Origin of the sequence: Candidatus Magnetominusculus dajiuhuensis, assembly GCF_046044395.1 — a bacterium.
GTDB classification, from domain to species: domain Bacteria; phylum Nitrospirota; class Thermodesulfovibrionia; order Thermodesulfovibrionales; family Magnetobacteriaceae; genus Magnetominusculus; species Magnetominusculus dajiuhuensis.
Map to the genome: position 1 here is coordinate 1,544 of NZ_JBJUSG010000040.1, position 24,953 is coordinate 26,496.

At 48.0% G+C, this 24,953-nt stretch carries 26 protein-coding genes; 10 read left to right on the forward strand and 16 right to left on the reverse strand.

Going from position 1 to position 24,953, the window contains the following annotated elements:
• The 14 genes from AB7D94_RS07290 to AB7D94_RS07355 all read right to left on the reverse strand — a co-directional run.
• A partial coding sequence (locus tag AB7D94_RS07290) for a hypothetical protein (protein WP_420265097.1) occupies nucleotides 1-1,112 on the reverse strand: 1,112 nt, incomplete at its 3' end.
• 51 nt (nucleotides 1,113-1,163) lie between these two features.
• Nucleotides 1,164-1,568: a flagellar assembly protein FliW gene (fliW, locus tag AB7D94_RS07295; RefSeq protein WP_420265099.1), complete on the reverse strand. Its 405-nt coding sequence runs from the start codon at nucleotides 1,566-1,568 to the stop codon at nucleotides 1,164-1,166.
• A complete protein-coding gene (gene csrA, locus AB7D94_RS07300; RefSeq protein WP_420265100.1) occupies nucleotides 1,552-1,779 on the reverse strand; it encodes a carbon storage regulator CsrA in 228 nt (75 codons plus the stop codon). Before csrA ends, fliW begins: the two co-directional genes overlap by 17 nt.
• Nucleotides 1,780-1,886: 107 nt before the next feature.
• Nucleotides 1,887-2,942 (reverse strand): flagellar hook-associated protein FlgL, encoded by a 1,056-nt coding sequence (gene flgL, locus AB7D94_RS07305; RefSeq protein ID WP_420265101.1) that lies wholly within the window; start codon nucleotides 2,940-2,942, stop codon nucleotides 1,887-1,889.
• Nucleotide 2,943: 1 nt separating this feature from the next.
• Nucleotides 2,944-4,578 (reverse strand): flagellar hook-associated protein FlgK, encoded by a 1,635-nt coding sequence (gene flgK / locus AB7D94_RS07310; protein WP_420265102.1) that lies wholly within the window; start codon nucleotides 4,576-4,578, stop codon nucleotides 2,944-2,946.
• On the reverse strand, nucleotides 4,579-5,061 hold the full coding sequence (locus tag AB7D94_RS07315) for a flagellar protein FlgN (protein ID WP_420265103.1): 483 nt from the start codon (nucleotides 5,059-5,061) through the stop codon (nucleotides 4,579-4,581). It abuts the gene before it with no gap.
• Nucleotides 5,058-5,342: a flagellar biosynthesis anti-sigma factor FlgM gene (flgM, locus tag AB7D94_RS07320; RefSeq protein WP_420265104.1), complete on the reverse strand. Its 285-nt coding sequence runs from the start codon at nucleotides 5,340-5,342 to the stop codon at nucleotides 5,058-5,060. Before flgM ends, AB7D94_RS07315 begins: the two co-directional genes overlap by 4 nt.
• Nucleotides 5,343-5,402: 60 nt before the next feature.
• The gene (locus AB7D94_RS07325) at nucleotides 5,403-5,750 is read right to left on the reverse strand and encodes a rod-binding protein (protein WP_420265106.1); all 348 of its coding nucleotides are present in this window, start codon (nucleotides 5,748-5,750) and stop codon (nucleotides 5,403-5,405) included.
• Nucleotides 5,751-5,933: 183 nt separating this feature from the next.
• Nucleotides 5,934-7,016, reverse strand: coding sequence for a flagellar basal body P-ring protein FlgI (locus AB7D94_RS07330; protein WP_420265107.1), 1,083 nt, complete (start codon nucleotides 7,014-7,016; stop codon nucleotides 5,934-5,936).
• Nucleotides 7,017-7,043: 27 nt separating this feature from the next.
• Complete coding sequence (locus tag AB7D94_RS07335; protein WP_420265108.1) at nucleotides 7,044-7,751, reverse strand: flagellar basal body L-ring protein FlgH; 708 nt, start codon at nucleotides 7,749-7,751, stop codon at nucleotides 7,044-7,046.
• Nucleotides 7,752-7,769: 18 nt separating this feature from the next.
• Nucleotides 7,770-8,399 carry a flagellar basal body P-ring formation chaperone FlgA gene (gene flgA, locus AB7D94_RS07340; RefSeq protein ID WP_420265109.1) on the reverse strand — a complete coding sequence of 210 codons (630 nt, stop codon included), beginning with the start codon at nucleotides 8,397-8,399 and terminating at the stop codon, nucleotides 7,770-7,772.
• 3 nt (nucleotides 8,400-8,402) lie between these two features.
• A complete protein-coding gene (gene flgG / locus AB7D94_RS07345; protein ID WP_420265110.1) occupies nucleotides 8,403-9,191 on the reverse strand; it encodes a flagellar basal-body rod protein FlgG in 789 nt (262 codons plus the stop codon).
• A gap of 34 nt (nucleotides 9,192-9,225) precedes the next feature.
• Nucleotides 9,226-9,945 carry a flagellar basal-body rod protein FlgF gene (gene flgF, locus AB7D94_RS07350; RefSeq protein WP_420265111.1) on the reverse strand — a complete coding sequence of 240 codons (720 nt, stop codon included), beginning with the start codon at nucleotides 9,943-9,945 and terminating at the stop codon, nucleotides 9,226-9,228.
• Nucleotides 9,946-10,117: 172 nt separating this feature from the next.
• A complete protein-coding gene (locus AB7D94_RS07355; RefSeq protein ID WP_420265112.1) occupies nucleotides 10,118-10,522 on the reverse strand; it encodes a hypothetical protein in 405 nt (134 codons plus the stop codon).
• A gap of 358 nt (nucleotides 10,523-10,880) precedes the next feature.
• On the opposite strand from AB7D94_RS07355, the gene AB7D94_RS07360 reads away from it, so the two are divergent.
• Nucleotides 10,881-11,477, forward strand: a complete 597-nt coding sequence (locus tag AB7D94_RS07360; RefSeq protein ID WP_420265113.1) for a DUF3786 domain-containing protein — start codon at nucleotides 10,881-10,883, stop codon at nucleotides 11,475-11,477.
• Nucleotides 11,478-11,517: 40 nt separating this feature from the next.
• Here the strand turns inward: AB7D94_RS07360 and AB7D94_RS07365 are convergent, their stop codons facing one another.
• On the reverse strand, nucleotides 11,518-12,450 hold the full coding sequence (locus tag AB7D94_RS07365) for an RpnC/YadD family protein (RefSeq protein ID WP_420265114.1): 933 nt from the start codon (nucleotides 12,448-12,450) through the stop codon (nucleotides 11,518-11,520).
• Between the two features lie 161 nt (nucleotides 12,451-12,611).
• Here AB7D94_RS07365 and pseB point away from each other — a divergent pair, with 161 nt between their 5' ends.
• Entirely contained in the window at nucleotides 12,612-13,607 is a 996-nt protein-coding gene (gene pseB / locus AB7D94_RS07370) for a UDP-N-acetylglucosamine 4,6-dehydratase (inverting) (RefSeq protein WP_420265115.1), read from the forward strand.
• A 28-nt stretch (nucleotides 13,608-13,635) separates the two neighbouring features.
• On the opposite strand, the gene AB7D94_RS07375 is transcribed toward pseB, so the two are convergent.
• Complete coding sequence (locus AB7D94_RS07375; RefSeq protein ID WP_420265116.1) at nucleotides 13,636-13,815, reverse strand: hypothetical protein; 180 nt, start codon at nucleotides 13,813-13,815, stop codon at nucleotides 13,636-13,638.
• Nucleotides 13,816-13,865: 50 nt separating this feature from the next.
• Between AB7D94_RS07375 and pseC the strand changes: the two genes are divergently transcribed.
• From pseC to AB7D94_RS07415, 8 genes are all read left to right on the forward strand, one after another.
• Nucleotides 13,866-15,026: a UDP-4-amino-4,6-dideoxy-N-acetyl-beta-L-altrosamine transaminase gene (pseC, locus tag AB7D94_RS07380; RefSeq protein ID WP_420265117.1), complete on the forward strand. Its 1,161-nt coding sequence runs from the start codon at nucleotides 13,866-13,868 to the stop codon at nucleotides 15,024-15,026.
• A complete protein-coding gene (locus AB7D94_RS07385) occupies nucleotides 15,013-16,167 on the forward strand; it encodes a cytidylyltransferase domain-containing protein (RefSeq protein ID WP_420265118.1) in 1,155 nt (384 codons plus the stop codon). The genes pseC and AB7D94_RS07385 overlap by 14 nt, the downstream gene beginning before the upstream one ends.
• Nucleotides 16,164-17,285 (forward strand): glycosyltransferase, encoded by a 1,122-nt coding sequence (locus AB7D94_RS07390; protein ID WP_420265119.1) that lies wholly within the window; start codon nucleotides 16,164-16,166, stop codon nucleotides 17,283-17,285. Before AB7D94_RS07385 ends, AB7D94_RS07390 begins: the two co-directional genes overlap by 4 nt.
• Nucleotides 17,282-19,687 (forward strand): hypothetical protein, encoded by a 2,406-nt coding sequence (locus tag AB7D94_RS07395; RefSeq protein ID WP_420265121.1) that lies wholly within the window; start codon nucleotides 17,282-17,284, stop codon nucleotides 19,685-19,687. Before AB7D94_RS07390 ends, AB7D94_RS07395 begins: the two co-directional genes overlap by 4 nt.
• Before the next feature lie 29 nt (nucleotides 19,688-19,716).
• Entirely contained in the window at nucleotides 19,717-20,874 is a 1,158-nt protein-coding gene (locus AB7D94_RS07400; RefSeq protein WP_420265123.1) for a glycosyltransferase, read from the forward strand.
• A gap of 287 nt (nucleotides 20,875-21,161) precedes the next feature.
• The gene (locus AB7D94_RS07405; RefSeq protein ID WP_420265124.1) at nucleotides 21,162-21,806 is read left to right on the forward strand and encodes a hypothetical protein; all 645 of its coding nucleotides are present in this window, start codon (nucleotides 21,162-21,164) and stop codon (nucleotides 21,804-21,806) included.
• A gap of 46 nt (nucleotides 21,807-21,852) precedes the next feature.
• On the forward strand, nucleotides 21,853-22,500 hold the full coding sequence (locus AB7D94_RS07410; protein WP_420265126.1) for a hypothetical protein: 648 nt from the start codon (nucleotides 21,853-21,855) through the stop codon (nucleotides 22,498-22,500).
• A 126-nt stretch (nucleotides 22,501-22,626) separates the two neighbouring features.
• Entirely contained in the window at nucleotides 22,627-24,831 is a 2,205-nt protein-coding gene (locus AB7D94_RS07415; protein WP_420265128.1) for a TIM-barrel domain-containing protein, read from the forward strand.
• Nucleotides 24,832-24,953: the final 122 nt, after the last annotated feature.

Genomic DNA, 24,953 nt, shown 5'->3' on the forward strand with positions numbered 1-24,953 from the left:
ATTTGTGGCACCGCCGCCGCAACCCCATCTTTAGTAGTAGCCATTTGTGGCGTTACCGCGTCACCCGGCTGCTGTTGTTGTAGTTTCTGCGGTATCAGCACTTCACTACCGTCAATAATTACTCGCTGCGGTATTTGTGCTGCTGCCGCCGCGCCGTCTTTGGGGACGCCTGGTTGTGGTGTCCCCGCGCTGTCGAGTTGTTGCTTTACGGCAGCTAACACGTCACTGCAATTGCAGCTTGAGTGCTGAGATTTTTCCGTCTCCACTACTGAAATACAGTCGGCTATTGCCTGTTTGAGTTGATTCAGCGTATCACGGGCGTTGTTGGAGTCCATGCCCTGAATTCCCTGAGATGTAACTGATATTAAATCGCTCAGAAAGGCGCGGGTATGAGCTTCTGTTTGTGGATATTGAAATGCCTCGATGGCCTGTTGGACAACGGCATTGAGGGCATTTTTTGCTGTCACAACATCAGGGGCATAATTAAGCTCTGCAACGGCGGCTTGTTTCATATTGGTTTCAAACAATACGCCTGAACCCTCGACAGACGCCCTAAGGGACTGTTCATTGAGCTGTTCCATGTTGGCAGCTAATGACGCCAGCATTTTGAACTCCGGATAGTTGTCCTTAACGCTGGCCGGTATGTTAGTTAAAACCTTTTGTAACGCCTGAAAATCGGTGGACGTAAGGCGTGCGCCCGCAAGTTCGGTAAGCAAACCCTGTATTCTCTGCTCGATAGTGACAGCGGCGGGGACAGGGGTTGAGGCGGCGGCGTTTGCGGAGGGCGGCGTAGATGTGGAGATAGAAGACTGGGACGATTCAATGCCCATAAATTTGAGACTGATGTCCTTATCACCGCCCAACACTTTGAGGGCAATCCTGTCGCCTTCGCTAAGTGGAACATCGGTCCTTGCCAGCAGCACGCCCGAGCCTTCGCCCTTACCTGCCGGAGGGGTTATGCGAAGCATAACAAGGCCTGAGCTGATTATATCAAGGACATCGGCGGTAACCACATCGCCTGAGACCAGGGCAATCGGCTTGCCGTCGGGCCTTGCCAACACTACTACATTATCGCCCTTGCCTACGACTATGTTATCAACATTGATGTTCACCCGATCCCCCCCGCTTCAAATCAATGGCCAGCGCAACGCCCTATTGAAGGCTTATATCTTGTCCAGCACGACCTGAACACCTATTTTGAGCGAGGCGTTAAAGAGAAGCGGACCCTTAAAATTGGCGATGACCCGTTCGTTTTCAACCCTTATTATTACAAAGGTCACAAGGTCTTCAGTATTATCTAATTTCAGGAAACTCTTTGTCATAGGGTCAAGCGTCATGCTGAAATTTGGAAGCAACACCGTCGGCTCTACGACGATAAAGGCCACGTCAGGGTCATCTACCGCGTGAAGCCACTTAAGCACCGTATCCTTGTGGTCAATCAGCACGTACCTTTTAATTTTTGGGAACCCTACGATGCCATCAGGAAATGAGATTACCTTATCGGAGCCCACCTCAACAGGCCCAAACCTTGATGTTTCAAATATGACTTTATTATCGTTGGAGCACATCTTTTATCTTCTCGAACTCGCCGCTTGTCAGCCCCATTGACAAGATGTTCTCCATTTTTATCTTCTCATAGAGCTCATTTCTGTATATCCTGACACCGTGCGGGGCCTCTATACCGAGTCTTACCTTGTTGCCCTTAATCTCTACAACCGTAATAGTAATTGAGTCGCCTAACTTTATTGCCTCTTCTGACTTCCGTGTCAATACGAGCATCTTGCCCCCTATTTTGATACCTATCTTTTATTATGCTCAGAGCATCCTCGCTCTCATCAAGCACCCTATCTGCCGTATCATAGCATATCTGTTGAAAAAATCTCCTGTTATTTTATGGTTATGAAATCGAACAAGGTTTGAGACATTACCTGGCCCGACGACTGCCTAAGCGCCTGCAAGGCCATCTCCGACTTGGATATGTCAGATGTTGTCTGTGTTATGTCGGAGTCCTGCACGTTTGACAAATCCTTCGCCATGTTTACTGAGTTGTTATCGTTATTAGTCTGTGTTTGCTGTAAAAAGTTGAGCCTTGCCCCAATCGTTGCCCTTACGGAGACGACCTTGTCAAGGGACTTCTGCAGGGGGTCCATCATAGCGTTTATCATGTCAACATCATTGTTGTTAAACGCGTTTACGATAATATTTGTCATGTCCATGTAATTTGAAAAAGATGCCTGCTCAAAACCCTGCGCGGTTGGTACGCTGGACGTGCTCAGATTTAGCGTTATCAAGCTCGGCACACTGCCGGTAGACGGTGTAAAATGGGCAAAATTGCCCGTAGTTAACTTTATTGAAACCGTAGTTTTGAGAGAAAACGCGAAGGCGTCCGACCCTGTGATGTTTTCAATAACCTTAGCGGTACTGTTTACGTTGACGCTTATTTGGCTGTCGTCTCCCCTGTAGGAATAGAGACCGCCTGTGGATGCCAGTGGTACGGGCGATGTGGCAAAACTGGCCGCGTTTGTCAGACTGCCGGAAAACAAATATGAGCCTCCGGAGCGGGTCAACGACAGGGCATAGAGGCTGTCTCTTATTGTGGCAATCTCTGAGGCGGTGTCCTGCCTGCCGGCGGCATCGGTCTGGCCGCTCGCACCACTGACCATAAGTTCCTGCACACGCTGAAGGTTAGTCACCACACTGGACATAGCCGTATCCGATGTTTGAAGGATTGACTGGGCGTTGTTAATGTTTCTCTGATACTGGTCGGTATTAGCTATATCTACCTTATAACCCAGTATCTGGCCCATGCCGGAGATGTCATCAGACGGCCTGTTTATCTTCAGCCCCGACGACAACTGTTGCTGTGAACCGTAGAGCTGAGAAATATCGTCCTGAAAACTCTTCCTCATCATGTCTATGTACATGAAACTTGATATTCTCATATTATCTCACCAATCCAATTACGGTATCCAGCAAGGTGCTGGTAACGTTTATAATCTGGGCAGCGGCCTCGTATGACTTCTGATATTGCACCAGGTTCATCGCCTGCTCATCTAAGGACACCCCCGAAATCGCGGCATTCTGCTGCTTAAGTTGGCTCAACACATTTGTCGAAAATGTCAGATTGTCATTTGCAGAGGCCGCGTAGTTGCCAATCGTGGTGACGACTGAGGCATAATACTGGCTTATCGTACTTTGTGACAGCACCGAGTTTACCTGAGTACCGAGGGCGACCATGGCAAGGGCGTTGCCGTTGCCGCCGGGAATGACACTCGGAGAACTTGCCGCCGCCACTTGTGTCGGGTCTGTCAGCAAGACCTTCCCGTTGTTAATGGCACTCGCAATAGGCGAGACTTTAAACACATCGCCTGCCTTGGGAGTCCCCGCAAAAGTTATCTGCATCCCATCCACGGTAAGCGAGTTGCCCGATAGGGTGCCATTTGCCGAGGTATTATTTTTTATGTCGTAAAGCTGATAGTTGCTATTGCCAGTAAAACGCACCTCATACTCCTTGTAAGTAAGGGCGGAGTTGTCCACTATAATTGCCGACGATACGGATGCCGTAGAGCTGTTTTCGTTCAGAGTGGATATGGAGAGGGGATTAAAGAAATTGCTGCCGGCTTTGCCTTTTAGGTCGTAGCCGTTGGTCTGGACAGAGTTGACCATGTTAGTGATTGCCGCCACGGTGCTTCGAAGACCGGCAATCGCGGCAGGCAGCCCGCTCTGTGCGCTGTTTTTCATTTCAACATCCGCACCGAGCTTCCCGCCTGTCACCTTTGAGGTTACATCTATTCCATCTATGTTCAACTGTATTTTACCGTCAGCCTGCTGCCGCATGGATATGGGATTGACAATGTTGCCAAGCCCAACAAGATTTCTGTCGCCGACTATGACAGTAATAGCGCCGGATTTGTCTTCTACGGTGTTGAAATTTACCAGTCCCGCCAGTTGAGTCAACGCATTCTGCCTCTGGTCAAGCAGGTCGTTTGGCTGCTGCGTAGTTCCGGTCTGCGCCTGCGCTATGCTTACGTTATAACTGGAAATCTGCGAGGCAAGCGTATTTACCTGTTTTACGACATCGGGAACGGCCTTGTTTATGGAGTCGCTGATATTTGTAAACTGGCTCTCAATCTGTTGAGCCTGAGTGAGAATATTTTGGCCGTCCGCGATAACGGTAGTTCTCTGCTCAGGGGTTTGCGGATTTGTTGACAAGTCCTGCCAGGCGTTAAAGAAGCTGGTTATAGCGGCCGAAAGCCCTGTGCCTGTCTGGTCGTTCATTGCGTCCTCTACCTGTGAATATGTGCTTTGAAGGGTAGTCTGCCTGGCGTTGTTTTGCTGTTCAAGCAGCATCTGCGTCTGAGTAAAGCTATCGAATTGTCTCTGAACCACTGCCATGTTAACACCTGTGCCGGAGGCACCGCCGGTGGCCACACTGGGATTGTTTACCTGCAGAATCGCATTTTGCTGGCAATACCCGGGGGTATTAACATTGGCTATATTATTACCCGTAACATCTAAAGCCTGCCCCATTGAAGTTAAGGCTGAATTAGCCACACTCATTAATGCTGAAAGCCCCATTTATGCCTCCCTCGCAAGAAAAACCCCGGTTTTGCCAACTGTGGGATTTACTCCATGCAGATTAAGAAAATTTATATTATTCCTCACATATTTCAGAGAGCGGTCTATCAACACCTTATTAAACTCATTCAGCTCGTCTATGCTTTGCAGCAGAGATTTCAACATTGAGCGTATCCCGTTAAAGTCCGCGTCGCCTGTTATCTCAGCCAGGGTGTTTATGTTCATGTCCGCGGACACATTGCCTCCGTTTTTAGGCGGGACGCTGTTTATCTCTGTCACAAGTTTCTTCATAAGCCTTAACCTTTCCTCCTCAAGCAGCCTTAGTTTGAGCGTCTGCGTATACTTCTCTTTTGAAAGGCTCTCAACACCCTGTTCATTGAAATCAACGAGATTCTCACGCTCTCTCTTCAGGAGTTCAAAGAGCGCCTTATATCCCTCAATTTGAAGGGTGAGCACCTTTTTTATTTCGTTTGCAGTTTTCAAGCTATCTCATTCAGCATTTTTCCAGCTATATCGCTGGGATTTATAGTATACGTACCGTTGCTAATCGAAGTCTTTATATTGTTAACCTTTTCCTCCCTCACATCGGGCAGTTGGGCAATCGCCCTTGTCATCTCATCAATTGAGCGGGCATGAGGAGAGAGGCTTACGCTGTCGGTGCCATTTGACTGGGCAGCCGCACCAGTGTCGGCGGTGTTGTCAACCTTCTTTGCAACACCGTATATCTGCTTTGCCTCCGGCGGAACACTGTTGTTAATCTTCATATGCTACCTCCTGAACATCATTATGTTGTCCAGCGTATAGTTAATTAACCCACGCATGGCTTATCTAGTCGTATCGGTACTATTTGTTGACTTCTTTAAGCCTGAGTGGTCATCAACATTAGATTTTTCAGTTAATCTCGTTAATTCTTTAACAAATATCTTTCTGATTCCTATTCCCCGCTCTGACATTGTCCTGGATAACTCTGTATCGAACATACTCATATAGACATCGCCCCCAAGCCCCTTGCCAAATGTCGTGCCTAACCCCTTTCTCATCGTCTTTATCAACTCAAGCAGAAACACGGACTCCGCCTCTTTTGAAACGGCCTCAATCGTACCACTGTCCTTTTTGCCCTTCAGGGACTCCATGCCTTTGAATGAATCTAATGAGCCTTGTACTGAATCCATGCCCCACCTTTATACCTTCTTTGAGTCTGAGGGGCCGATGACCCCTTCAAGAATGTAATTGCAATTACCATGCCAAAGCCGTATCTGCCCTTAGTATAATATATTCAGGCCAGACTAATAAACCTAAACATGGAAAATAATTCCCGCGGCCATGAAATATTTTCCCACTGGAAATGAAACAGCTCATTGGATTTCCAACTGCGCGGTGAGCGCCCCGGCAGACTTAAGGGACTGAAGTATGGCGATTAAATCACGCGGTGCCACACCAAGCTTGTTTAACGACGTGATGATCTCGCCAAGCGTGGCCCCTGAGACCTTTGAAAGTGCAACCTTATCGGTCTTCACGTCTATGTCGGTCTGAGTACCTGTGTAGCCCTGAGGGCCTGACGTCTGCGGCGTCTGGGTTATCTCAATAGTCAAATCACCGTGTGCTATCGCCACCGGAGAAAGTTTAACGCTTTCCCCTATGACGACCGTCCCCGTACGCTCATTAACGATTATCTTTGCCGGAATATCCACCTTGACTTCAAGGGACTCAAGTTTATTTATCAACTCCACGACATTCCCCTGATAAATTGCTGGCACCACGACCTTAACAGACGACGGGTCAGGTGCAGAGGCATAACTGCCCATCAGGTGCTTGTTTATCATATCTTTGATATTTGTTGCCGTAGTGAAGTCAGAGTCACGCAGCACCAGCGTTATATCCTCTGAATTTGCAATGTCGTAACCAAACTCTTTTTCAATGACAGTGCCGTTTGGCACCCTGCCTACGGTGGCAAAGTTCTGCTGCGCCGTAGAGCCATTTTTAGAGACATATATGCCGCCTATGGAGATTGCCCCCTGAGCGGTCGCGTAGGTCTTTCCGTCTGCCCCCTGAAGTGGAGTAAGAAGCAGCATTCCGCCCATCAGGCTTTTGGCATTGCCCATAGCCGACACATTGGCGTCAATCTTTTTCCCTATCTTTGGGAAAGGCGGCAAATCAGCCGTCACCATAACGGCTGCCACGTTTTTCGATATTATATCTTTTGTACTTACTGAAACTCCCATTCTTGTGAGCATATTGATGACACTCTGTACCATGGAGCCTTTGCTGTCACCAGTACCCGCCAACCCGACAACCAGTCCATAACCTACTAACTGGTTTTCCCTCACACCCTTAATTGACGCAATGTCCTTCAACCGCTCGCAATACGCGGCCGTTACGGTTGACGCCATAAACATGGCCGCTATCACAATTATACCTATGGCCTTTCTCGTCTTCATATTAAAGTATCACCTCAAGTTTCATCGTTAAAACGGTTTAAGTGAACCCCATAGCCTGCCGAGCCAGCCGGGGGATTGAAGCTCCTGTAAAAAACCGTCGCCCACCAGATACAGCTTCACGTCGGCTACCTTTTGGCTTGATATGGAATTGGTCTGGTCAACATCGTCCGGCCTTACAATCCCCTGAAGGACAATATACTGTGTCTCGTAATTAACCGTTATCTCCTTCCTTGAATCTATGACCATGTTGCCGTTTGGAAGGACTTCCACTACCTTAGCGCTGATAGTGGCGGTTATTGTACCCTGGTGCTTCGTCTCACCCTTGCCTGTAAATTGGTCATTATTGGTCGTATTAAGCTGAGGGGTTGAGGCCGTACCCACGCCCCCGGTGCTGCTTGATTTCAGGCCAAGTTTATTCGCGCTTACATTAAAAAAGTTGCTTAACTGCGAACTATAATTCGACTGTTTATTGCCCGTGGTCTCTTCCTTGTCGTCTGCCGTAGTTTTTTCCACAATGCTTATCATTAGGACATCGTTGAGGCGGCGGGCGCGTTTATCTTCAAACAGGCTTGCGGAGTCGTTCCACAGAGAACCATTTTCGGGTCTCTGAGCGGGCGCGCCTCCATATATATACGGGGCAGGCTTGGCCGGCAGCTTGTTTGCCGGGGTGGAACAACCCGCACACAGTGCCGCTGCTATCGTTGCCGCTGATATTATCTTTATCATTTTATACATTCTTTCTAACCTCACTGTTCAATTTACAAGCGTTACAATACGGTTTCCGACAATCTTGCCGGTTATCAGTTTGTTCGTCGAAGGACAGAGGACTTTTATGTACTTGCCCTGGGCACCCTCTTCCTTAGCAATCCCCCTGACGGTTATCTTGAACTTGTCGGTCTCCAATAAAATGCGCACATCGTCCCCTTTTCTTATAACTGACGCGTCAGCAAGGAGATTCTCCGTTAAAGGACGGTTTACCGCGATTGAAGAGGAAAGCACCTTGCCTACGCAGGCGGACTCTGACGATATAGCGCCCTTTGGGATAGTTTTTATATTTATCATGCTCTTATATATGTCATCCATAGTGATTACTTCACCTTTTAACATAGCCCTGCGGTTACTGACCACCCAGTCATAGGCCTCGACCGCAACCTCGACGTAAGTAGCCTCGCCGGTTGATGAGCCTAATAGAAAGGTCATCCGCCCGGGTATAGTGCCCCCTGCCACAGATACGCTGTCCGGGTATGGCGTGTTTTGCACCCTGTTATTTCCAACTACCTGCAGCCTGACCTCCGGCCATGGGTAGTTGGCCTGGATATACTCCCTGACAACCGCCTCAGGCGACCATGCCGCAACCAGTGCTGTTAGTAATAGAGCTACCATCTGTTATCTCTTCAGCGCATTTGCAGTCTGGAGCATTTCGTCCGTTGTCTGCACCGATTTAGAGTTAAACTCATATGAGCGCTGTGCTACTATCATGTTCACCATTTCGTCAATGACGTTTACGTTGCTGGATTCGAGAAATCCCTGGTCAACCGTGCCAAATCCCTGCTGGCCGGGGACTGCGAGATTTACCGCGCCAGAGGCATCTGTCTCAGTAAAGAGATTCTTGCCTATGGCCTTTAGGCCGGCTGGATTTGCAAAATTAGCAAGCTCTATTTGTCCTATTTGATTCTCTGTCGTTTGCGTGTTTTGGAGAACTGACACAATGCCATCACTGCTTACTGAGATTGATACTGTATCAGTTGGTGCGGTCATCTCAGGCTGCAGGACAAGACCCTGGTCGTTTACGATTCTACCTGTGCTGTCAAGTTTGAAGTTGCCCGCCCTCGTATAAGCGATGCTCCCGTCTGTCTGGGCTATCTGAAAAAACCCCTTCCCTTCTATTGCAAGGTCAAGCTCGTTGCCTGAGTTAATAAAATCGCCTTGCTTGAAAATCTTTCCAGCGGAACTTGGCATAACACCAAGCCCAATCTGTATGCCCGTGGGAGAGGGATACCCTGACGCGGTAGGGGCCCCGGGGGCCTGCACCGCCTGATACATCAGGTCCTGAAATTCAGCCCTATTGGCCTTAAACCCATACGTACTGGTGTTTGCTATATTATTTGAGACCACATCAAGGTTGGTCTTCTGCGCGTTCATTCCCGATGCCCCAATAAATAAAGACCTTATCATTAACTGCCTCCTTCTCTAAGTATAATACCTTTCATCATATCGTTGCCATACCATTAGTAACCTTTGATGTGGCGTCATCAAACGACTGTGCGACTTTTTGCTGCGCTTCATACTCCCTTAACAACTCTATCATTGTGACCATTTCCTGAATGACGTTTACGTTTGAGGACTCTACAACTCCCTGATTGACAGTCGCGGTTGACTCCACCGCAGCGTCCTCTGACACAAAATAATTATTACCCTGCTTGACTACGTTTTGTTGATTCTGGAAATCCACTATCGCAAACCTGTCTATCGGAGTGCCATTGACGGCTATAGTGCCGTCTGAGCCTATCTGTATATCCTGAATATTGCCAGTCTGTATTTGTATAGGGCCGCTTGAGCCTAAGACCTTGTCTCCGGTCTTTGTCACGATATATCCCTCTGTGTCCAGCGTGAAGTTGCCAGCCCGTGTGTATTTATTGCCGTCAATGGTGAAATACCCGCTCCCACCTAACGCCACATCAAGGGGATTTCCTGTACTCTGAAACGCGCCCGCTGAGTGGTCGGTGTAAAAGACATCCGTATATGTCATGTCCCTGCCGTCGCCTTGCTGCGGCACGCCGTTTATCTCTGATATATACACATCCCTGAAGGAAACCCTGTCCTGCTTATACCCAAAAGTGGCCGTGTTTGCAAGATTGTTCGACACAAGGTCCATCTGCTTTTGTTTGACAACCATGCCTGAGGCCGCTATATAACTCCCTTTGTACATTTACCTTGTCCTCTCTATCGTTTCGGTCTTTCCTATAAGTTTCATAGCCATAACCTGCTACAAGCAATTACCATGCCAGTCGAAAATACGGCCTTAACCCCACCTTCAGCACCTCTTGCCGCCCGTCCGGCGGGAAAATTATGATTGCTCAATTGGAAAATTTTTCCGTACCTCATCTGTTCAGATTCAGGATTAACTCAATCTCACCGTGCTGAATGCCCAGTACATTGGCGATTTCATTGATGCCAAGTCCCTTCCCTGTAAGGGCAAGCACCTCATAGCGCCGGTTTTGCCCGCAGTCGGTGTAACTTACCGCGTCGGCCATCTGCAGAAGCCTCTCAAAATGCGCTACTTTCGCATCAACTGACGCCTCAATCGCCTCAAGGATTTGAATGCTTTTTTCAAGTCTCCTGAATATCACACCGGCGGCCTTCTCAAACCGCGCTATCCCGATGTCTGCCCTCTCCTCACCCCTTGCTGCGTCCTTACAAACAGCCTTATCTTCCACCACCACAACGACACCATTGTCATGGACTGCCTCTGCGACTGGTTCCTTTATACCAAATAGTTTCTTCATAAATCACAACCCCCTTATAAGTGCGTTCACTTTAATAAAACACATCACTCACCGTTCATAGCAAAATCCTTGCCAGAGATAATTTGTATGATAAAAATAAATATGCGTTGTATTGTATTGTTGATAATTACATTTATTATTCACTATGTTATGCGATAATAGTTAATGTATCTATTGATACTACATCGAGATATTTATTCTGTATGGATGAGAATAATGATAACCCGCGTCAATACTCCAACACCCTGACCCGCAGTTTAATCATCCATTGCGCTAAGTTGTCGGCGAAGAAGTCATAGGGATGTGCCGATGGAAAAACGATTACTTTTTTTATGTGTAATTTAATATAATATCTGTGATGCAAGGCGGTGAGGATAAGGGCTGGGGGCAGTTGTACGGCCACAACCCCGACGATGTGTGTAAGAGGGGGCTGGTTTCCTTTGACAGCTCATCGGGGTGCTATACGATTAGATCGTTTAAGTGGGATTTTGATTTCCATCCCAAAGACAGGACTGTAACATGCGGCAGCCCTGATGGCGAGGCCTTTTTGCGGCGGCTTGGGGATTTCTTTCGGCTCTCATCCCTCTGGTATCTCAACAGTGCTAAGGCAATTCCCCTAACAAATCAACTTATTATGCCGCAGAACCTTAGTGGAGGCGAGATTTTCTTTCGCGGCTCGCATGTCCTGCCCCTTGCGAGACTAGCCGCCATGTACGAAGCCGGCAAAGAGGAGTTTCTGTTTCAGGGTGCTTCACTGGGCGGAGTTGCCGCTTCCTATGGAGACGCGGCCGTTGTCTTATCCCCCTACCCTAAGATTCCGGTTACTCTCATTTTGTGGCTCAAGGACGACGAGTTTCCGGCAAGAGCTGAGTGCCTGCTGGATACATCGTGCGAATTTCACCTGCCCATAGACATAATCTGGATGACCGCTATGATGTGCATCCTTATGATGTAGCAGGCATCAGCACAGACGCTGTCATAATCATCATCTATAGTTATGAATTGATGACTTCTATGACCTCGGCAATAGTCTTTGCCTTTCGCAGGTGTTCCTTGATTTGTTTTAACTTGCCCACATCGGTGATATTGTTAATTTTATCCATTAACGCGACGCCTTCGGCGCCAAACCTTATATCGAGGGCAAGTTCTATTGCCTCTGTCAGCCCCTTCTCTATTCCCTTCTCTATTCCCTCTAACATCCCCTGCGCTATCCCCTTCTTGATGCCCTTCTCTACTCCCTTCTCTATCCCCTCTAACATTCCACGCTCACGTCCCTGTCTGAACCTTACATCTCTCTCCATATCATATGCTATTGCCATGTTCTCCGCCTCCTCAGATACTTCGTTCTGCAAATCTCTCAACTGCGACAGGACTTCCACCTGCCTTACATACTTGCCCCTAAGCGTTTCCTCCTGTACCAGTTCATTCAGACGGTTAAGTATCTCTCTTATGAATATTTTAACACCTTTTTTCTGATAATTGCACAAAATAGATATAATCACCTCTTCAGGCCTATCCGAGTTTAAGAACTTCCCGCAGTCAACATCGCGCATATCTATTAAATTATACCTATGGGCTGTCGTCTCTGTTGCGATGCTGTTTTTCATTGTAAGCGGCTCATTACCTATGTAAAACACGTATTGCATTGGTGCAATCCCATATATTTCAGTTAAATACACCCAATAGCGAAGCATCCGGTATTCCATTTTGAAATAGTTTGTGGACTGAAACTCTATATGCAGCAGAAAAACAGAGCCATCCTCCAGTTCTACCCGAAAAATAAAGTCGGCTTCGCGTTCATTCGTTACTTGAAGTTTAGTCTCTAAAGCAGTTGATTTAACAATTTTTAACCCAATAACCTTCGTTATCAGGGTATCTGCGACATCCTTCAGGATTTCCTTTATTACCTTGTCATAGCGTTTAGACATTTGGCCGTATTATAACATTTCAGAAGTGTTTCATTTATAAGGAAATATCCAAAATTGCCTGAATCAAAATAATAGCGCGGCCAAATGGATTGACACCTTTGATTCGTTCTGATATTCTAAGGGTATAAAATTATATCGGCGGAAGGGATAAAAAAAAACTCATGTTTGATGACAAGGTAGTGCTGATAACTGGTGGAACGGGGTCGTTTGGCAGAAAGTTTGCCAGCTATATGTTCAGAAACTACAAGGTTAAGAAATTAATCATATTCAGCCGCGACGAATTCAAGCAGCATGAGATGTCCATACATTTACCCCCGTCTGAATATCCTATAAGGTATTTTTTAGGGGACGTACGTGACCGTGAGCGCCTCTACAGGGCATTTAACGGCGTGGACTATGTCGTACACGCGGCGGCGTTAAAACATGTCCTCGCGGCCGAATACAATCCCTTCGAGGTTGTAAAGACAAACATAATCGGGGCACAGAATATAGCGGAGGCGGCTATTGACAACGGCGTTAAGAAGGTCATAGCGCTCTCAACCGACAAGGCGGTAAGTCCGGTTAACCTCTATGGGGCGACTAAACTGGCGATGGAGAAGATTTTCATTGCGGCAAGCTCCTACGTCGGCACGAAAGAGACGAGGTTTTCGGTAGTTCGATATGGAAATGTAGTTGGCAGCCGCGGCAGCGTCATCCCGATTTTTATTGATATGTACCGGCGCGGGATACGGCAGCTCACGGTAACTGATGAGAGAATGACCAGGTTTTGGATGACACTTAACGAATCGGTGGAGTTTGTAAACAACTCATTTTATTTATCTACGGGTGGTGAGGTGTTTGTCCCAAAAATCCCAAGTATGAAAATCACGGACCTCGTAAAGGCTATTGCCGATGACTGTACGTACAGGGTAATTGGGGCGCGCCCGGGGGAGAAAATCCACGAAACCCTCATCTCCGGCGATGAGTCAAGGACTGCCTTTGAGTACAATTACAATGGCAGGGAATTGTTCGTCCTATTTTCACAGTTGAACTTCGAGCCGACCTCAAAATGCAAAAATTGCAGGAGACTTAACGAGGAGTTCACATACAGAAGCGACAACAACACGCGATGGCTTAACGTAAACGATATGAGAGATGTGCTGAAGGAATTCTTATAATGCCTATGAACTTAACTCCGGCAGAGAGTTACCTGGATTCCTGCTTTCGCAGGAATGACATCTCTATTTGTTCATTTATCTTGATGTGCTCATTTATCTTGTTGTCTGTCATTCCTGCGAAAGCAGGAATCCAGTCTTCTTTAAATGAAATATCTATGCTCCTATCTGTCTTATCTTGTCTGTCATTCCTGCGAAAGCAGGAATCCATTTCTTCTCTTGACGTAGATAACTCCAGAGGCGTTTTCTTATAACAACAAGATGATACCATACGGCTTTCACGATATTGGCGAGGACGACATTAAAGCAGTAGTAAAGACGCTTCAAAGCGGCTGGATTACTCAGGGCACAAAGACAGGGGAGTTTGAAGAGGCGCTGGCTGACTATTGCGGCGCATCATATGCCGTGGTATTTAGCTCAGGGACTGCCGCCCTGCATGGGGCGTACGCCGCCGCGGGGCTTGGCAGCGGGGATGAGTTCATCACCACGCCGATGACGTTTGCCGCCACGGCCAACGCCGGAGTTTTCTTAGGAGCCAATCCCGTCTTTGCCGACATTGAATCTGACACCGGCAACATAGACGCGGCGGCAGCGGCAAGCCTGATTACCAATAAAACAAAACTCATAGCCGCCGTTGACTATGCCGGACATCCATTTGATGGCAAGGCACTTTTTGAGGCGTCTGTAAAACACGGTATTATTATTGTTGAAGACGCCTGCCATGCACTTGGAGCCTTGTCAATGGCAGATGACGGCTCATGGAAGCGAACCGGCTCATGTCTCTATTGTCACATGGCCGTATTCAGCTTTCACCCCGTCAAATCAATCACCACAGGCGAAGGCGGCGCGGTCTTAACAAACGACAAGGTTTTATATGACAAACTAAAAATGTTCGGCCACCACGGCATCACCAAATCCATGGACGATTTTCAATATACCCCAGACGGCCCATGGTACTACGAAATGCAGACCCTGGGCTATAACTACAGAATGACAGATTTTCAGGCGGCACTGGGCATCTCTCAACTAAAAAAGCTTGATAGGTTTATCGAACGAAGACGCGATATCGCTTGCTTTTATGACAATGCCTTTAGAGGCAACAGATATTTCGACATACCCATAGAGAGAGACTACGCAAAGAGCGCATACCACCTGTATCCTATCAGATTGAAAGACGAGTACAAGGACTATAAACGATTGATATTCTCACAGCTCAGGGAAAGAGGCATCGGCGTGCAGTGCCACTATATCCCCGTTACACATCATCCCTTTTATCGCTCAAGGGGTTATACTGCCCACTGTCCTAACACAGATGATTTTTACAGCAGGCAAATAAGCATACCCATCTTTCCGGGCATGACAGATGACAATACACACTTGGTACGCGACAAACTGATTGAGGCGTTTAATGGCGCAAAATAACGGCAAAACGGTGGCCTTTATTCCAGTACGCCTTACCTCGACACGGCTGCCGGAGAAACATCTAAAGATGATTGGCCCGAAATCTGTTATTTCATGGGTCATCCATCAGCTTAAAGGCGCGAGGGAGATTGATGAGATTGTTATATGCGCTCCAAACGAGCCGGAGACAGAAAAACTCCGCCCTACTGCCAGGGCTGAAGGCGTAAAACTCTATGTCTATGACGGCGGCGCTGACGATGTCGTTGGACGGCTTACGAAGGCCGCCGAGGTTTATATGGCTGATATATGCGTACTCGCAAGCGGCGACTGCCCACTGCTCTGCTCAACAACGATAGACTCAATGGCCAGACTCCTCAAAGAAAACCCCTTGGCCGGGCACGCCGCCTTCACGCCGGTTAACAACAACCTGCCCATTCACGAAGGCATTGTAATATCGCGCCGGTGGCTGTGGCAGAGGGCAGAGTTATACTCGGACACGCCCGCCCTTCGTGAACACCATTTCCCCGCGTTTCTAAGAGGCGTATATCCTGAGAAATTCTCAGACATAAAGACGGTTTCATTCAGGGACGACGATTGTTTTTACAGCCTTAGGCACAGGATTTCGGTGGATACCCCTGCTGATTTGATGTTTATGAATGCCGTATATGAGCAGCTCACTAAGGCGTCTCTGGATTTCACACTTGTAAACGCGATAAATCTCCTGACGGTCAATACGGCCGTCGGCAAGATAAATGGCCGCGTATACCAGAAGGCGTTTAACGAGGCGTCCTATCGCGTATTATTTATCTCTGACCCGGACGGTGGCAGTTGTGCTGTTATACATTCTCTTAAAGTGGCCGGAGACTTAGTGCATTACCACGGCATAGGGTCCGGATTTTTGGTTTTCAATGAAGGGACTGCGTCAATTGTCAGCGAACGCGGCTATAAGGCAATCATAGGGACGAGGCACGATATATTAAAGTATGGAATTAACTATTCGGCGTTAGTATTTGATAATAATAAATATTATACCATACGAATCCCGAATAAAGATGGTGCGGGGGCAGATGCCGGGGCAGAAAATTATTACCAGTTGGATATAGACATCGGCGCGGGTGCTGAGGCCATTGCGGCTGATATAGCGAAACATATAAAGAGATGAAAAACTACCCGAAAATATCCGTAATAACCCCGTCACTGAATAAGTGCGGGTATCTTGGGCAGGCGATAGAAAGTGTAATGGGGCAGGACTATCCAAATTTTGAGCATATCGTCGCAGATGGAGGCTCCACAGATGGGACGATTGAATTATTGAAAACATATCCACACGTAAAATGGATTTCAGCTCCCGATAATGGGCAGTCTGACGCCATGAACAAGGGATTTATGATGTCTGACGGTGAGATTATTACATACTTAAACGCCGATGATTACTTTGAGCCAAGGGCTTTTAACGCTGTAATAAGATATTTTCAGGAGGGGGAAAAATTTGTCATGGGCCGCGTAAGGGTGATAAACGACGACGGCAGCTCATGGATAAATGACCCTTCGGTGGTGTTTTCCGAGATGATTCAGTGGTGGAGGCCGGCCATTTTTTGCTTTAATCCAACGGGATATTTTTATCTCAGAGAGGTGCAGGAGACTATCGGGCCTTTCGATGTTGAAAACCACTATACGATGGATTACGATTTCCTCCTGAAAAGCTCTCTGAGATACCGGCTTAAAAAAATAGACGCTGTCCTCGGAGCCTACCGCCACATCAGAGACACAAAATCCAGAGACTACCCGCTTAGTGACAACTGGAGAAATCCGTTTATATTCTCAAAGAAATACTGGAGATACCTGCCGGTACCTGAAATTCCATATGTTGCCGCCATGTATTATTATATTATATACGTTAAGGAGAACAGGAACCTGCGCGATTTGGGCAGGGCCATAGACGGCATAAAACACAGGCTCATCAGAAAATCTCAGGACGCGCTGGTATTGCTCAAGCTCTGGAGGGCGGGGCGGGTTGCCATATTTGGCGCATCAAAAACAGGTGGGGAGTTCTTACAAGTGTGCCGCCGGATGGGTATAAAGGTAGAATATTTTATAGACAATAACCCGGCGCTGCAGGGTAAACAGTTCATGGGAGTGCCCGTGTATTTTCCATCCCATTTGCTTGAAGATGGCCGCGGCGGCGGCAAAAACACCGCCGTATTAATCGCATCCCAGGGCAGAAGGGATGAGATGCGCCGTCTCCTTAAGGAGTTGAATTTTACCGGAGAGATAATATGAATAAGAACCTGTCAATTGACCCTGAACTTTGGAAAAAAGACAGATACCTGTCCTCCCTTATATGTGGCCACAACCGGGTCGAACTCCTCTCTGTGGACATTTTCGATACACTTATACTGAGGACATGCCTCAATCCAGGGGATGTTTTTTATGAAACCGGAAGGCGGGCAATAGAGCGTGGCCTGCTCAGGACAGGCATGAACCCAAAAGAGTTTCAATACATAAGGCAGCAGTTTGGCCATAGGATATTTCAGGAAAAAAGGGCGGAAATCCCGCCATCAGAGGAGACAATAGAGGGGATATACGAGAGTATGCCGCGCGACGTGGGCAGCATGGACGAGATCCTTAACATTGAAATAGAGGTGGAGGAAGACTTCTCTTGCGTCAATCCAGCCATAATGTCCCTGATAAAATATTTTAAGGACAGGGGTGCCAAAGTAGCCCTGCTTACCGATATGTACCTGAAGAGGGAACACATTGAGGGGATTTTACGCCGTGGCGGATTTCCTTTGGAATGGATAAATCTCTTGCTGGTGTCTAATGAGGCAGGGGCAAATAAAGGCTCAGGTGCCTTGTTTGATGTAATGATTGCCCACTTCCCTCACATACAAAAGGACGCGGTTGTCCACATTGGCGACAATCCACGCTCTGACGGCGCGGGGGCGGAGCGCGCCGGCATCAGGCACATCATATACGGGTATGACAAACACCTTGATATGGTTTTCAACTGGGAAGGCGTACGCTACGGGGAGGTGTTGCCTGAAATCTCACAGCTCAGAAAACTTGCCACACGATTAAACGCGGGCGATAACATGGACTACACGCCGTGGTTTAACATCGGGGCGGCGGTATTAGGCCCGTTTTTCAGCGCGTTTGCCGAATGGGTAGTGGATATTTGCGTTAAGGAAGACAGGCACAGGGTTTTTCCAATCATGCGTGGGGGCACATTGCTTGCGCGGATGATTGAAGAGGCGGCACGCCAGAGGGATTTTATATTAACCGCCACGCCCCTCTATGTATCAAGGCAGACGACCGCCTTTGCCGCCATTGAGGATTTCAACGAATGGGAGGCCGAGTTTCTCTTCATAAGGAGAAATATAACAATACGGAGACTTTTTGGGCTTCTTGAGCTTCCCCATGGGTTAAAGGAATTTTCAGAATTCGGCGATACGCTTACTCAGGATACCGGTAGTGGCGCCTCGTGCTGGTCACTGAAACGAAAGCTCTTAGACTATCTGACGCGCCACGATATACAAGGAAAAATAACGGCGCTGGCCAAAAGGCACAGAGAAATCCTCATAGCTTACCTTAGACAAACATGCGGGGAGCTTGACGGGGTTGTAACCGTGGATTTCGGGTTTCAGGGCACGATACAAAACAATATCCACTACGCCTTAAAACATGAGGGTATTGACGCGGCTATGACCCACCTCGTTGCCCTCGGTGAAGAGAATCTCAGGCAGTTGATATTCAACGGCATAGACATCAGGGGTTTTGCGGGAAGCGGCGGGGAAAACCTCGATATGATCAGAAAGATAAACAGGTCTCCAGCCGTCCTCGAAGACCTTATCATAGAGGGAATCGGTACGACTACCGGTTATAAAGAAGGGGCAGATGGGCAAATTGCCGCCGTACTTGAAAAAAACCTTATACCTGAAGATGAGATAGAAAAAAAGCGCTCCTGCGTAAAGGGTATCTTAGAGTTTCAGGCAATGTGGGCGCATATCAGGAGATTGAGGCCCGCCCTGGCCGCCGGTATGATGGCTACCCGCAGGAGACAATTCATTGCCCTCGTGCATCGCCTTGTTGATATGCCCGTATTACCTGAGGCACAACTGTTAAGCACGCTCCACCACGAGGACAACTACGGCTCCAACAGCGCCGCCCAAATATGTAAGGACTCAGACAATAAACTCCTTGACGCCCTTGGGCCGGAGAAATTCATGGATAAAACCCGCTATGGCTTCAGCCATGGACAGGTCATTTGGCCCCAGGGTGTGGTCTCACTTAAATTTCCAACCTATATATTTAAGAGGTATTGCGCTATGAATAATTCCATGAACTATTTTACAATGATGAACGACATGGCCGGTCTCATGCTTGACGAAGGCATAGGGGAGTGTATGGTATATGGCGCTGGTGAGATAGGGCTTGTCTTCCTTCAGGCGGCTTCTCTTAACGCCCTGAAGGTAATAAACATCATTGACGCAAACAACAACCTATGGGGTGAGCGCATCAACGGCATTGAGGTCGTGTCTCTTTCAGAGGCCATGAAAGGACAGGTACACAACTACGCGGTGGCCTCCCATATATTTGCTATTGAGATAGTCAAAACTATTGAGGCGGCTTATGACAACACAGAGATTAAACCGCGCGTTTATTCCGCGCCGTGGTATTTTTAAACAATGAGAATATTTCAGGAGGTTTTTTTATGGCTGAAAACGAATTTGATATAGTTTGCTCTTCACATCTGACATGGGATTTACACCTGTTTCAAAGGCCTCAGCAGATTATGTCGCGGCTTTCCAAAGACCATAAGGTGCTCTACATAATACCCATTTCACTACAGGGGTTGTGGCGGTTTAAACATATGAGGGAAAAAAAGTTCCGCTATTTGAAGATAAATAAAAACCTCACTTATTACCGCCCCGTCGTGCTGCCATTCGGTGAGCAATTCCCGTTTATCAAGCAAATAAACGAAAGGATAGTCATCAATCGAATTAAGAGTTTTATGAGGAGAAAGAGGTTTAGTAAGAACCTCCTTTTGTGGTTATATACGCCGATGGCCTATTATCTGCCCGGACAGCTTGGCGAAAAGGCGGTAGTCTATGACTGTATGGACGATTTCTCATCATTTTTGTATGCCCCTAAAGCGGTTGTCGAAAAGGAACGGTATATAACAAAGGCCGCCGATGTGTTTTTTGCCGGAGGGGATACGCTTCTGAAAAACAAGGGCACAGGGCATCCAAACGCGACGGCTTTTTCATGCGGTGTTGACGCTGAGCACTTCTCCAAGGCCGCCCATCGGATAAATCCCCCGCCCACTGACATCTCTGGAATCAGGGGTAAAATTCTCGGATATTTTGGGGCGGTTGACGAGAGAATAGATTACGATTTGCTTGAGTTTATTGCCAAACACAACAAACAATGGCAGATTGTCATCATAGGGCCGATAGTGAAAATAAAGAGGCCGACGATTTTCGACACAATAGAAAACATCCACTATCTTGATTTCAAATTATATAATGAACTGCCGGTGTATGCCTCATTTTTCGACGTCTGTCTCATACCCTTCAAAATGAACGACCCTGTCACACAGCACCTTAATCCTACGAAGACCCTTGAGTATCTGGCCATGGGAAGGCCCATTGTCAGTACGGCCTTGCCGGACATAGTTAAGAATTTTACCGGCATGGTCTCTATCGCCAGCTCATACGAGGAGTTCGCTAAGTGTGTACAGCAACGCCTTGATGGCGCCGACAAAGGGATGATTGACAAGGGGCTTTCCCTTGTGAAGACAAAATCGTGGGACGCGATGGTTGAAGGGATGCTTGATATAATCAGAAGGGGGAATTATTTTTCAAAGTAAATTGGCGGCATATTGCTTTTACCAGTGTGACGCAATGAACGCGGCCTTTACTTTATTGCCCAAAATAGGATATTCTCTAACTGGTTGGCTGTTGCGAGTGAAAATCATGGTAGATTATTGGAGATATAGACCATGGAGTATCATTAGGAGGTGGTAGCGGCTTAAAGAGGTGGGGCATCAGGCTGTTCTTGTGACAGGACGATAATTAAGAAGGAGACTTAATTTCTCAGCGTGGAGGGATGGTCTCAAAAGAACTCAGGAAGGGTTATTATGAAAGGAGGGTTATTATGAAGAGAAGTTTGGTTTATGTACTGGCCCTGGCTGTCATGCTGACGGCTATAGGTCTCTGGGGAATCAATAGCGGCTCAAGGCCTGCCGATGCGGCCGATACCGTTACTTATTGGCTGCCCTATCTAACAACCGATTCGTCTGCCCCGGTATATTGTATCCTGTCAAACATGGGTACTCAAAGTGGTGGCTCAGGAAGCAGTATTGACGATAACATAACTACCATGCGATTTACCGTTATGTCAAACGCGGCGGGAAATCCCAGCGGCAATTCAAGCCCCGCATTTGGAACTGCCGCACGAGTACCTTTTGGTAAATCAAGACTTCTGACATTTTCCGGACAGCAGATTACTGCGGATGGAATGCAGGTAATTGACCTCACCAACGATACCGGCACCGGCACATTGTCATCCTACGGCGGCAGGCTTGACTTGATTTCGGCAAACACGGGAGGCGCCAGCAACCTTTCTTTACCTGGACTGCATGCATTTGCCACCGCCCGTTCCGCATTTAACTGCTCAACTATTGGCATGTCATGTTTTCAAGGTACCACTACGCCGAAACGTAGCCTTGTCGGCTACACCTGTTCTGATTCAGGCCTGTTTAATAACATTGGATCAGTTGGTGGTGTGTACTCATACTAGCATAAGTGTCCGGTAAAAATAGAGTTATTATGAAAGGAGGATTATTATGAAGAGAAGCTTAGTTTATGTGCTGGCCTTAGCCGCTATGCTGACGGCTTTCGGTCTATGGGGAGTGAATAGCGGCTCAAGGAGCGCTGGCGCAGCCGACACCGTGTCCTACTGGCTGCCCTATTTGACAACCGATACGACAAGCCCGGTGTATTGTATCCTGTCAAACATGGGTACTCAAAGTGGTGGCTCAGGAAGCAGTATTGACGACAATATAACTACCATGCAATTTACCGTTATGGCAAACGCGGCAGGAAATCCCAGCGGCAATGTAAGCCCTTATGTAAATTTAAACGCTATCAAGGTAAATTATGGTAAATCAACTTTACTGTCATTTGTCGGGCGGTTCATTATGGCGGATGGATTGTCGGCAATACAACTTACCAATGATACCGGCACCGGCTCATTGTCAACCTACGGTGGCAGGCTTGACCTGATTTCGTCAACCACTGGAGGTACCGGCAACCTTTCTTTACCTCAATGGGGTAGTGTTGCCACTGTTCGTTCCGCATTTAACTGCTCAACTATTGGCCTGGCATGTTTTCAGGGTACCACTTCACCGAAACGTAATCTTGTCGGCTACTCCTGTTCTGATTCAGGCCTGTTTAATTACTTTGGAGCTACCGGTGGTGTATACACATACTAGTCGGCCAACATAGCGCAGGCTGTGATTGTGTTATAACGCGATGCCCTTACCTTAAGGCGATGGTCAGGGCGTCGTAGCCTCCAATGGTTGCCGCATGGGGGTTGCCGCGTGGGGGTTGCCGCGAGAATGATGTTAAAAAAGGCACAGATACTTAATTTCACAAAACTCTATCGCTTCGGCCAGCCGTTTAAGACAGATGCGGTAGTGCGTCTTGTTGACGACGGCGGCTTTGAGCCGATAGAAGCCCCACTTATAACCATCGAAGGCATGGCGGTTGCCTTGTGCAAAGGTGGCATTGCCATGACTATCTCTCTGTCTCCTGAGGACAGGGTCTACGGACTTGGTGAGACCGTCGGCGCCCTCAACAAAAGGGGAAAGAAATACCGTCTCTACACAACCGACGACCCTGTCCACACACCCGACAAAGAGAATTTATACGGCAGCCACCCATTTGTATTAGTCGGCTCTGCCTTAACAAATCCATTCGGTTTTTTTATAGACTATCCATCGGAGATTTGCCTTGACGTAGGTTTCACAAACCACAACGTAATGGAAGTGGTGATACCGTCCATGAACTTCGACATATATTTTATCCGGGCAGAGGGGCGTACGCTGACGTTTATGGAGATTGTGAAGGAATTTTTACTGCTTACAGGGGCACCCTACTGCCCCCCCAAATGGGCGTTTGGTTATCAGCAGTCGAGGTGGAGCTACCCCGACGCGAAGTCTATCGCAGAGACGGCCACCCGTTTCAGGGAAGAGGGCATCCCCTGTGACGCCATTTACATGGACATAGACTATATGGACAATTTTAAAGTCTTTACTGTTGATGAGGAGAAATTCCCGGACTTCGCGACATTCACCGGCAAGCTGAAAAGTGACGGCTTCAGGGTAATCCCTATCATTGACCCCGGCGTTAAGATTGAAGATGGCTACGGCGTCTATGAAGAGGGTCGGCGGCGGGGGCTGTTTTGCCAGACAAGGGACGGGAGTTTTTTCAAGGCGGCCGTATGGCCCGGCCTTACGCACCTCCCGGATTTCCTGATGCCTGAGACGAGGCGCTGGTGGGGCGGGCTGTGCAAGAAATTCCTTGATATGGGAGTAGAGGGTTTCTGGCTCGACATGAACGAACCCTCAATATTTTATACGCCTGAGGCGATGCAGGAGGTGTTTAATCTTGTTGATGAGATAAAGAAAAACCCTGACATCCCCAAAAGACGCCTCCAGGACATGCTCAACGGCCTTTCAAATAATCGCGGCTACTTCCGGGAGTTTTACCACAGAACCCACTCCGGTGGCCGCATAAGCAACGAAGAGATTCATAACCTCTACGGCACGCTTATGACACAGGGCGTTGCGGACGGTTTTATTACGAACATGCCGGGGCAGCGCTACTTCCTGCTCACAAGGAGCAGCTACGTCGGCCTCCACCGCTATGCGGCAATCTGGACAGGCGACAATATGAGCTGGTGGGAGCACATGATAGCACATATCAGAATGCTCATGTCGCTGAACATGGCGGGGGTGTTTTATACAGGGGCGGACATCGGCGGCTTTGGCTCTGATGTGTCGCCTGAGCTTCAGATCAGATGGATGCAGCTTGGGGTGTTTTCCCCCCTGTTTCGCAATCACTCGGCCATGGGCACAAGGCGGCGTGAGCCGTGGGCGTTTGATGGGCAGGCGCTTGACATCATGCGCGATACAATAAAGCTCCGCTATGCCCTTATCCCCTACGCGTACTCGGAGTTTATGAGGTCGGTACGGGAGTTGTCGCCGTTTATCAGGCCGCTGATGTTCGATTTTGACTGCCGGTTTGACGTGGAGGACCAGTTCATGTATGGCGGCTCGGTTATGGCCGCCCCTGTGATATTACCCAATGCCACGGGCAGATATGTCCTGCTGCCCGCGGTGAGCTGGCTATACTGCCGCGCGTCAGGCCATAGCGCATGGACGGTGTCGGTTATTCCCCCCGGCGTCCACTACATAGATTGCCCGTTAGATAGCACACCTTTTTTTATAAAGGAAAACTCAATACTAACACTGTCTGAGCCGGTTAACTACATCGGGGAAAGGGAGATTGATGTCCTTAGAGTGGCCGCGTTTGTGACAGAAACGGCCTCCTTTACATACTATGAAGACGACGGGCTGACTGACGGCTACAAAAAAGGCGTCTATTGTACGATTCAAATAGATATCGCTAGCGCTGAGGGTCAATACGATATTTCAATAAAGGCTGAAGGCGCCATGGCAACAAAGATAACACGCATAGACTTTGAAATCTACGACAGAAACGCTGCCCTATGGCGCTGCAGCCGCCATCTGTATAATTAAGGCAAACGCATTTAAAAAATAAAGCAGAAGATACCTATGCAATCATTCCGGCTTGTCCCTTTCCGTCATTCCGGACAACAGACTGTGTCACAATAGTAAAGCAGCCCCCCCCCTTTTTTTTT

Coding starts and splice junctions, on each gene's coding strand:
- fliW (WP_420265099.1), bottom strand. CDS start 1,568: ATGTGCTCCAACGATAATAAAGTCATATTTGAAACATCAAGGTTTGGG.
- csrA (WP_420265100.1), bottom strand. CDS start 1,779: ATGCTCGTATTGACACGGAAGTCAGAAGAGGCAATAAAGTTAGGCGAC.
- flgL (WP_420265101.1), bottom strand. CDS start 2,942: ATGAGAATATCAAGTTTCATGTACATAGACATGATGAGGAAGAGTTTT.
- flgK (WP_420265102.1), bottom strand. CDS start 4,578: ATGGGGCTTTCAGCATTAATGAGTGTGGCTAATTCAGCCTTAACTTCA.
- flgM (WP_420265104.1), bottom strand. CDS start 5,342: ATGAAGATTAACAACAGTGTTCCGCCGGAGGCAAAGCAGATATACGGT.
- AB7D94_RS07325 (WP_420265106.1), bottom strand. CDS start 5,750: ATGGATTCAGTACAAGGCTCATTAGATTCATTCAAAGGCATGGAGTCC.
- AB7D94_RS07330 (WP_420265107.1), bottom strand. CDS start 7,016: ATGAAGACGAGAAAGGCCATAGGTATAATTGTGATAGCGGCCATGTTT.
- AB7D94_RS07335 (WP_420265108.1), bottom strand. CDS start 7,751: ATGTATAAAATGATAAAGATAATATCAGCGGCAACGATAGCAGCGGCA.
- flgA (WP_420265109.1), bottom strand. CDS start 8,399: ATGGTAGCTCTATTACTAACAGCACTGGTTGCGGCATGGTCGCCTGAG.
- flgG (WP_420265110.1), bottom strand. CDS start 9,191: ATGATAAGGTCTTTATTTATTGGGGCATCGGGAATGAACGCGCAGAAG.
- flgF (WP_420265111.1), bottom strand. CDS start 9,945: ATGTACAAAGGGAGTTATATAGCGGCCTCAGGCATGGTTGTCAAACAA.
- AB7D94_RS07355 (WP_420265112.1), bottom strand. CDS start 10,522: ATGAAGAAACTATTTGGTATAAAGGAACCAGTCGCAGAGGCAGTCCAT.
- AB7D94_RS07360 (WP_420265113.1), top strand. CDS start 10,881: ATGCAAGGCGGTGAGGATAAGGGCTGGGGGCAGTTGTACGGCCACAAC.
- AB7D94_RS07365 (WP_420265114.1), bottom strand. CDS start 12,450: ATGTCTAAACGCTATGACAAGGTAATAAAGGAAATCCTGAAGGATGTC.
- pseB (WP_420265115.1), top strand. CDS start 12,612: ATGTTTGATGACAAGGTAGTGCTGATAACTGGTGGAACGGGGTCGTTT.
- AB7D94_RS07375 (WP_420265116.1), bottom strand. CDS start 13,815: ATGGATTCCTGCTTTCGCAGGAATGACAGACAAGATAAGACAGATAGG.
- pseC (WP_420265117.1), top strand. CDS start 13,866: ATGATACCATACGGCTTTCACGATATTGGCGAGGACGACATTAAAGCA.
- AB7D94_RS07385 (WP_420265118.1), top strand. CDS start 15,013: ATGGCGCAAAATAACGGCAAAACGGTGGCCTTTATTCCAGTACGCCTT.
- AB7D94_RS07390 (WP_420265119.1), top strand. CDS start 16,164: ATGAAAAACTACCCGAAAATATCCGTAATAACCCCGTCACTGAATAAG.
- AB7D94_RS07395 (WP_420265121.1), top strand. CDS start 17,282: ATGAATAAGAACCTGTCAATTGACCCTGAACTTTGGAAAAAAGACAGA.
- AB7D94_RS07400 (WP_420265123.1), top strand. CDS start 19,717: ATGGCTGAAAACGAATTTGATATAGTTTGCTCTTCACATCTGACATGG.
- AB7D94_RS07405 (WP_420265124.1), top strand. CDS start 21,162: ATGAAGAGAAGTTTGGTTTATGTACTGGCCCTGGCTGTCATGCTGACG.
- AB7D94_RS07410 (WP_420265126.1), top strand. CDS start 21,853: ATGAAGAGAAGCTTAGTTTATGTGCTGGCCTTAGCCGCTATGCTGACG.
- AB7D94_RS07415 (WP_420265128.1), top strand. CDS start 22,627: ATGATGTTAAAAAAGGCACAGATACTTAATTTCACAAAACTCTATCGC.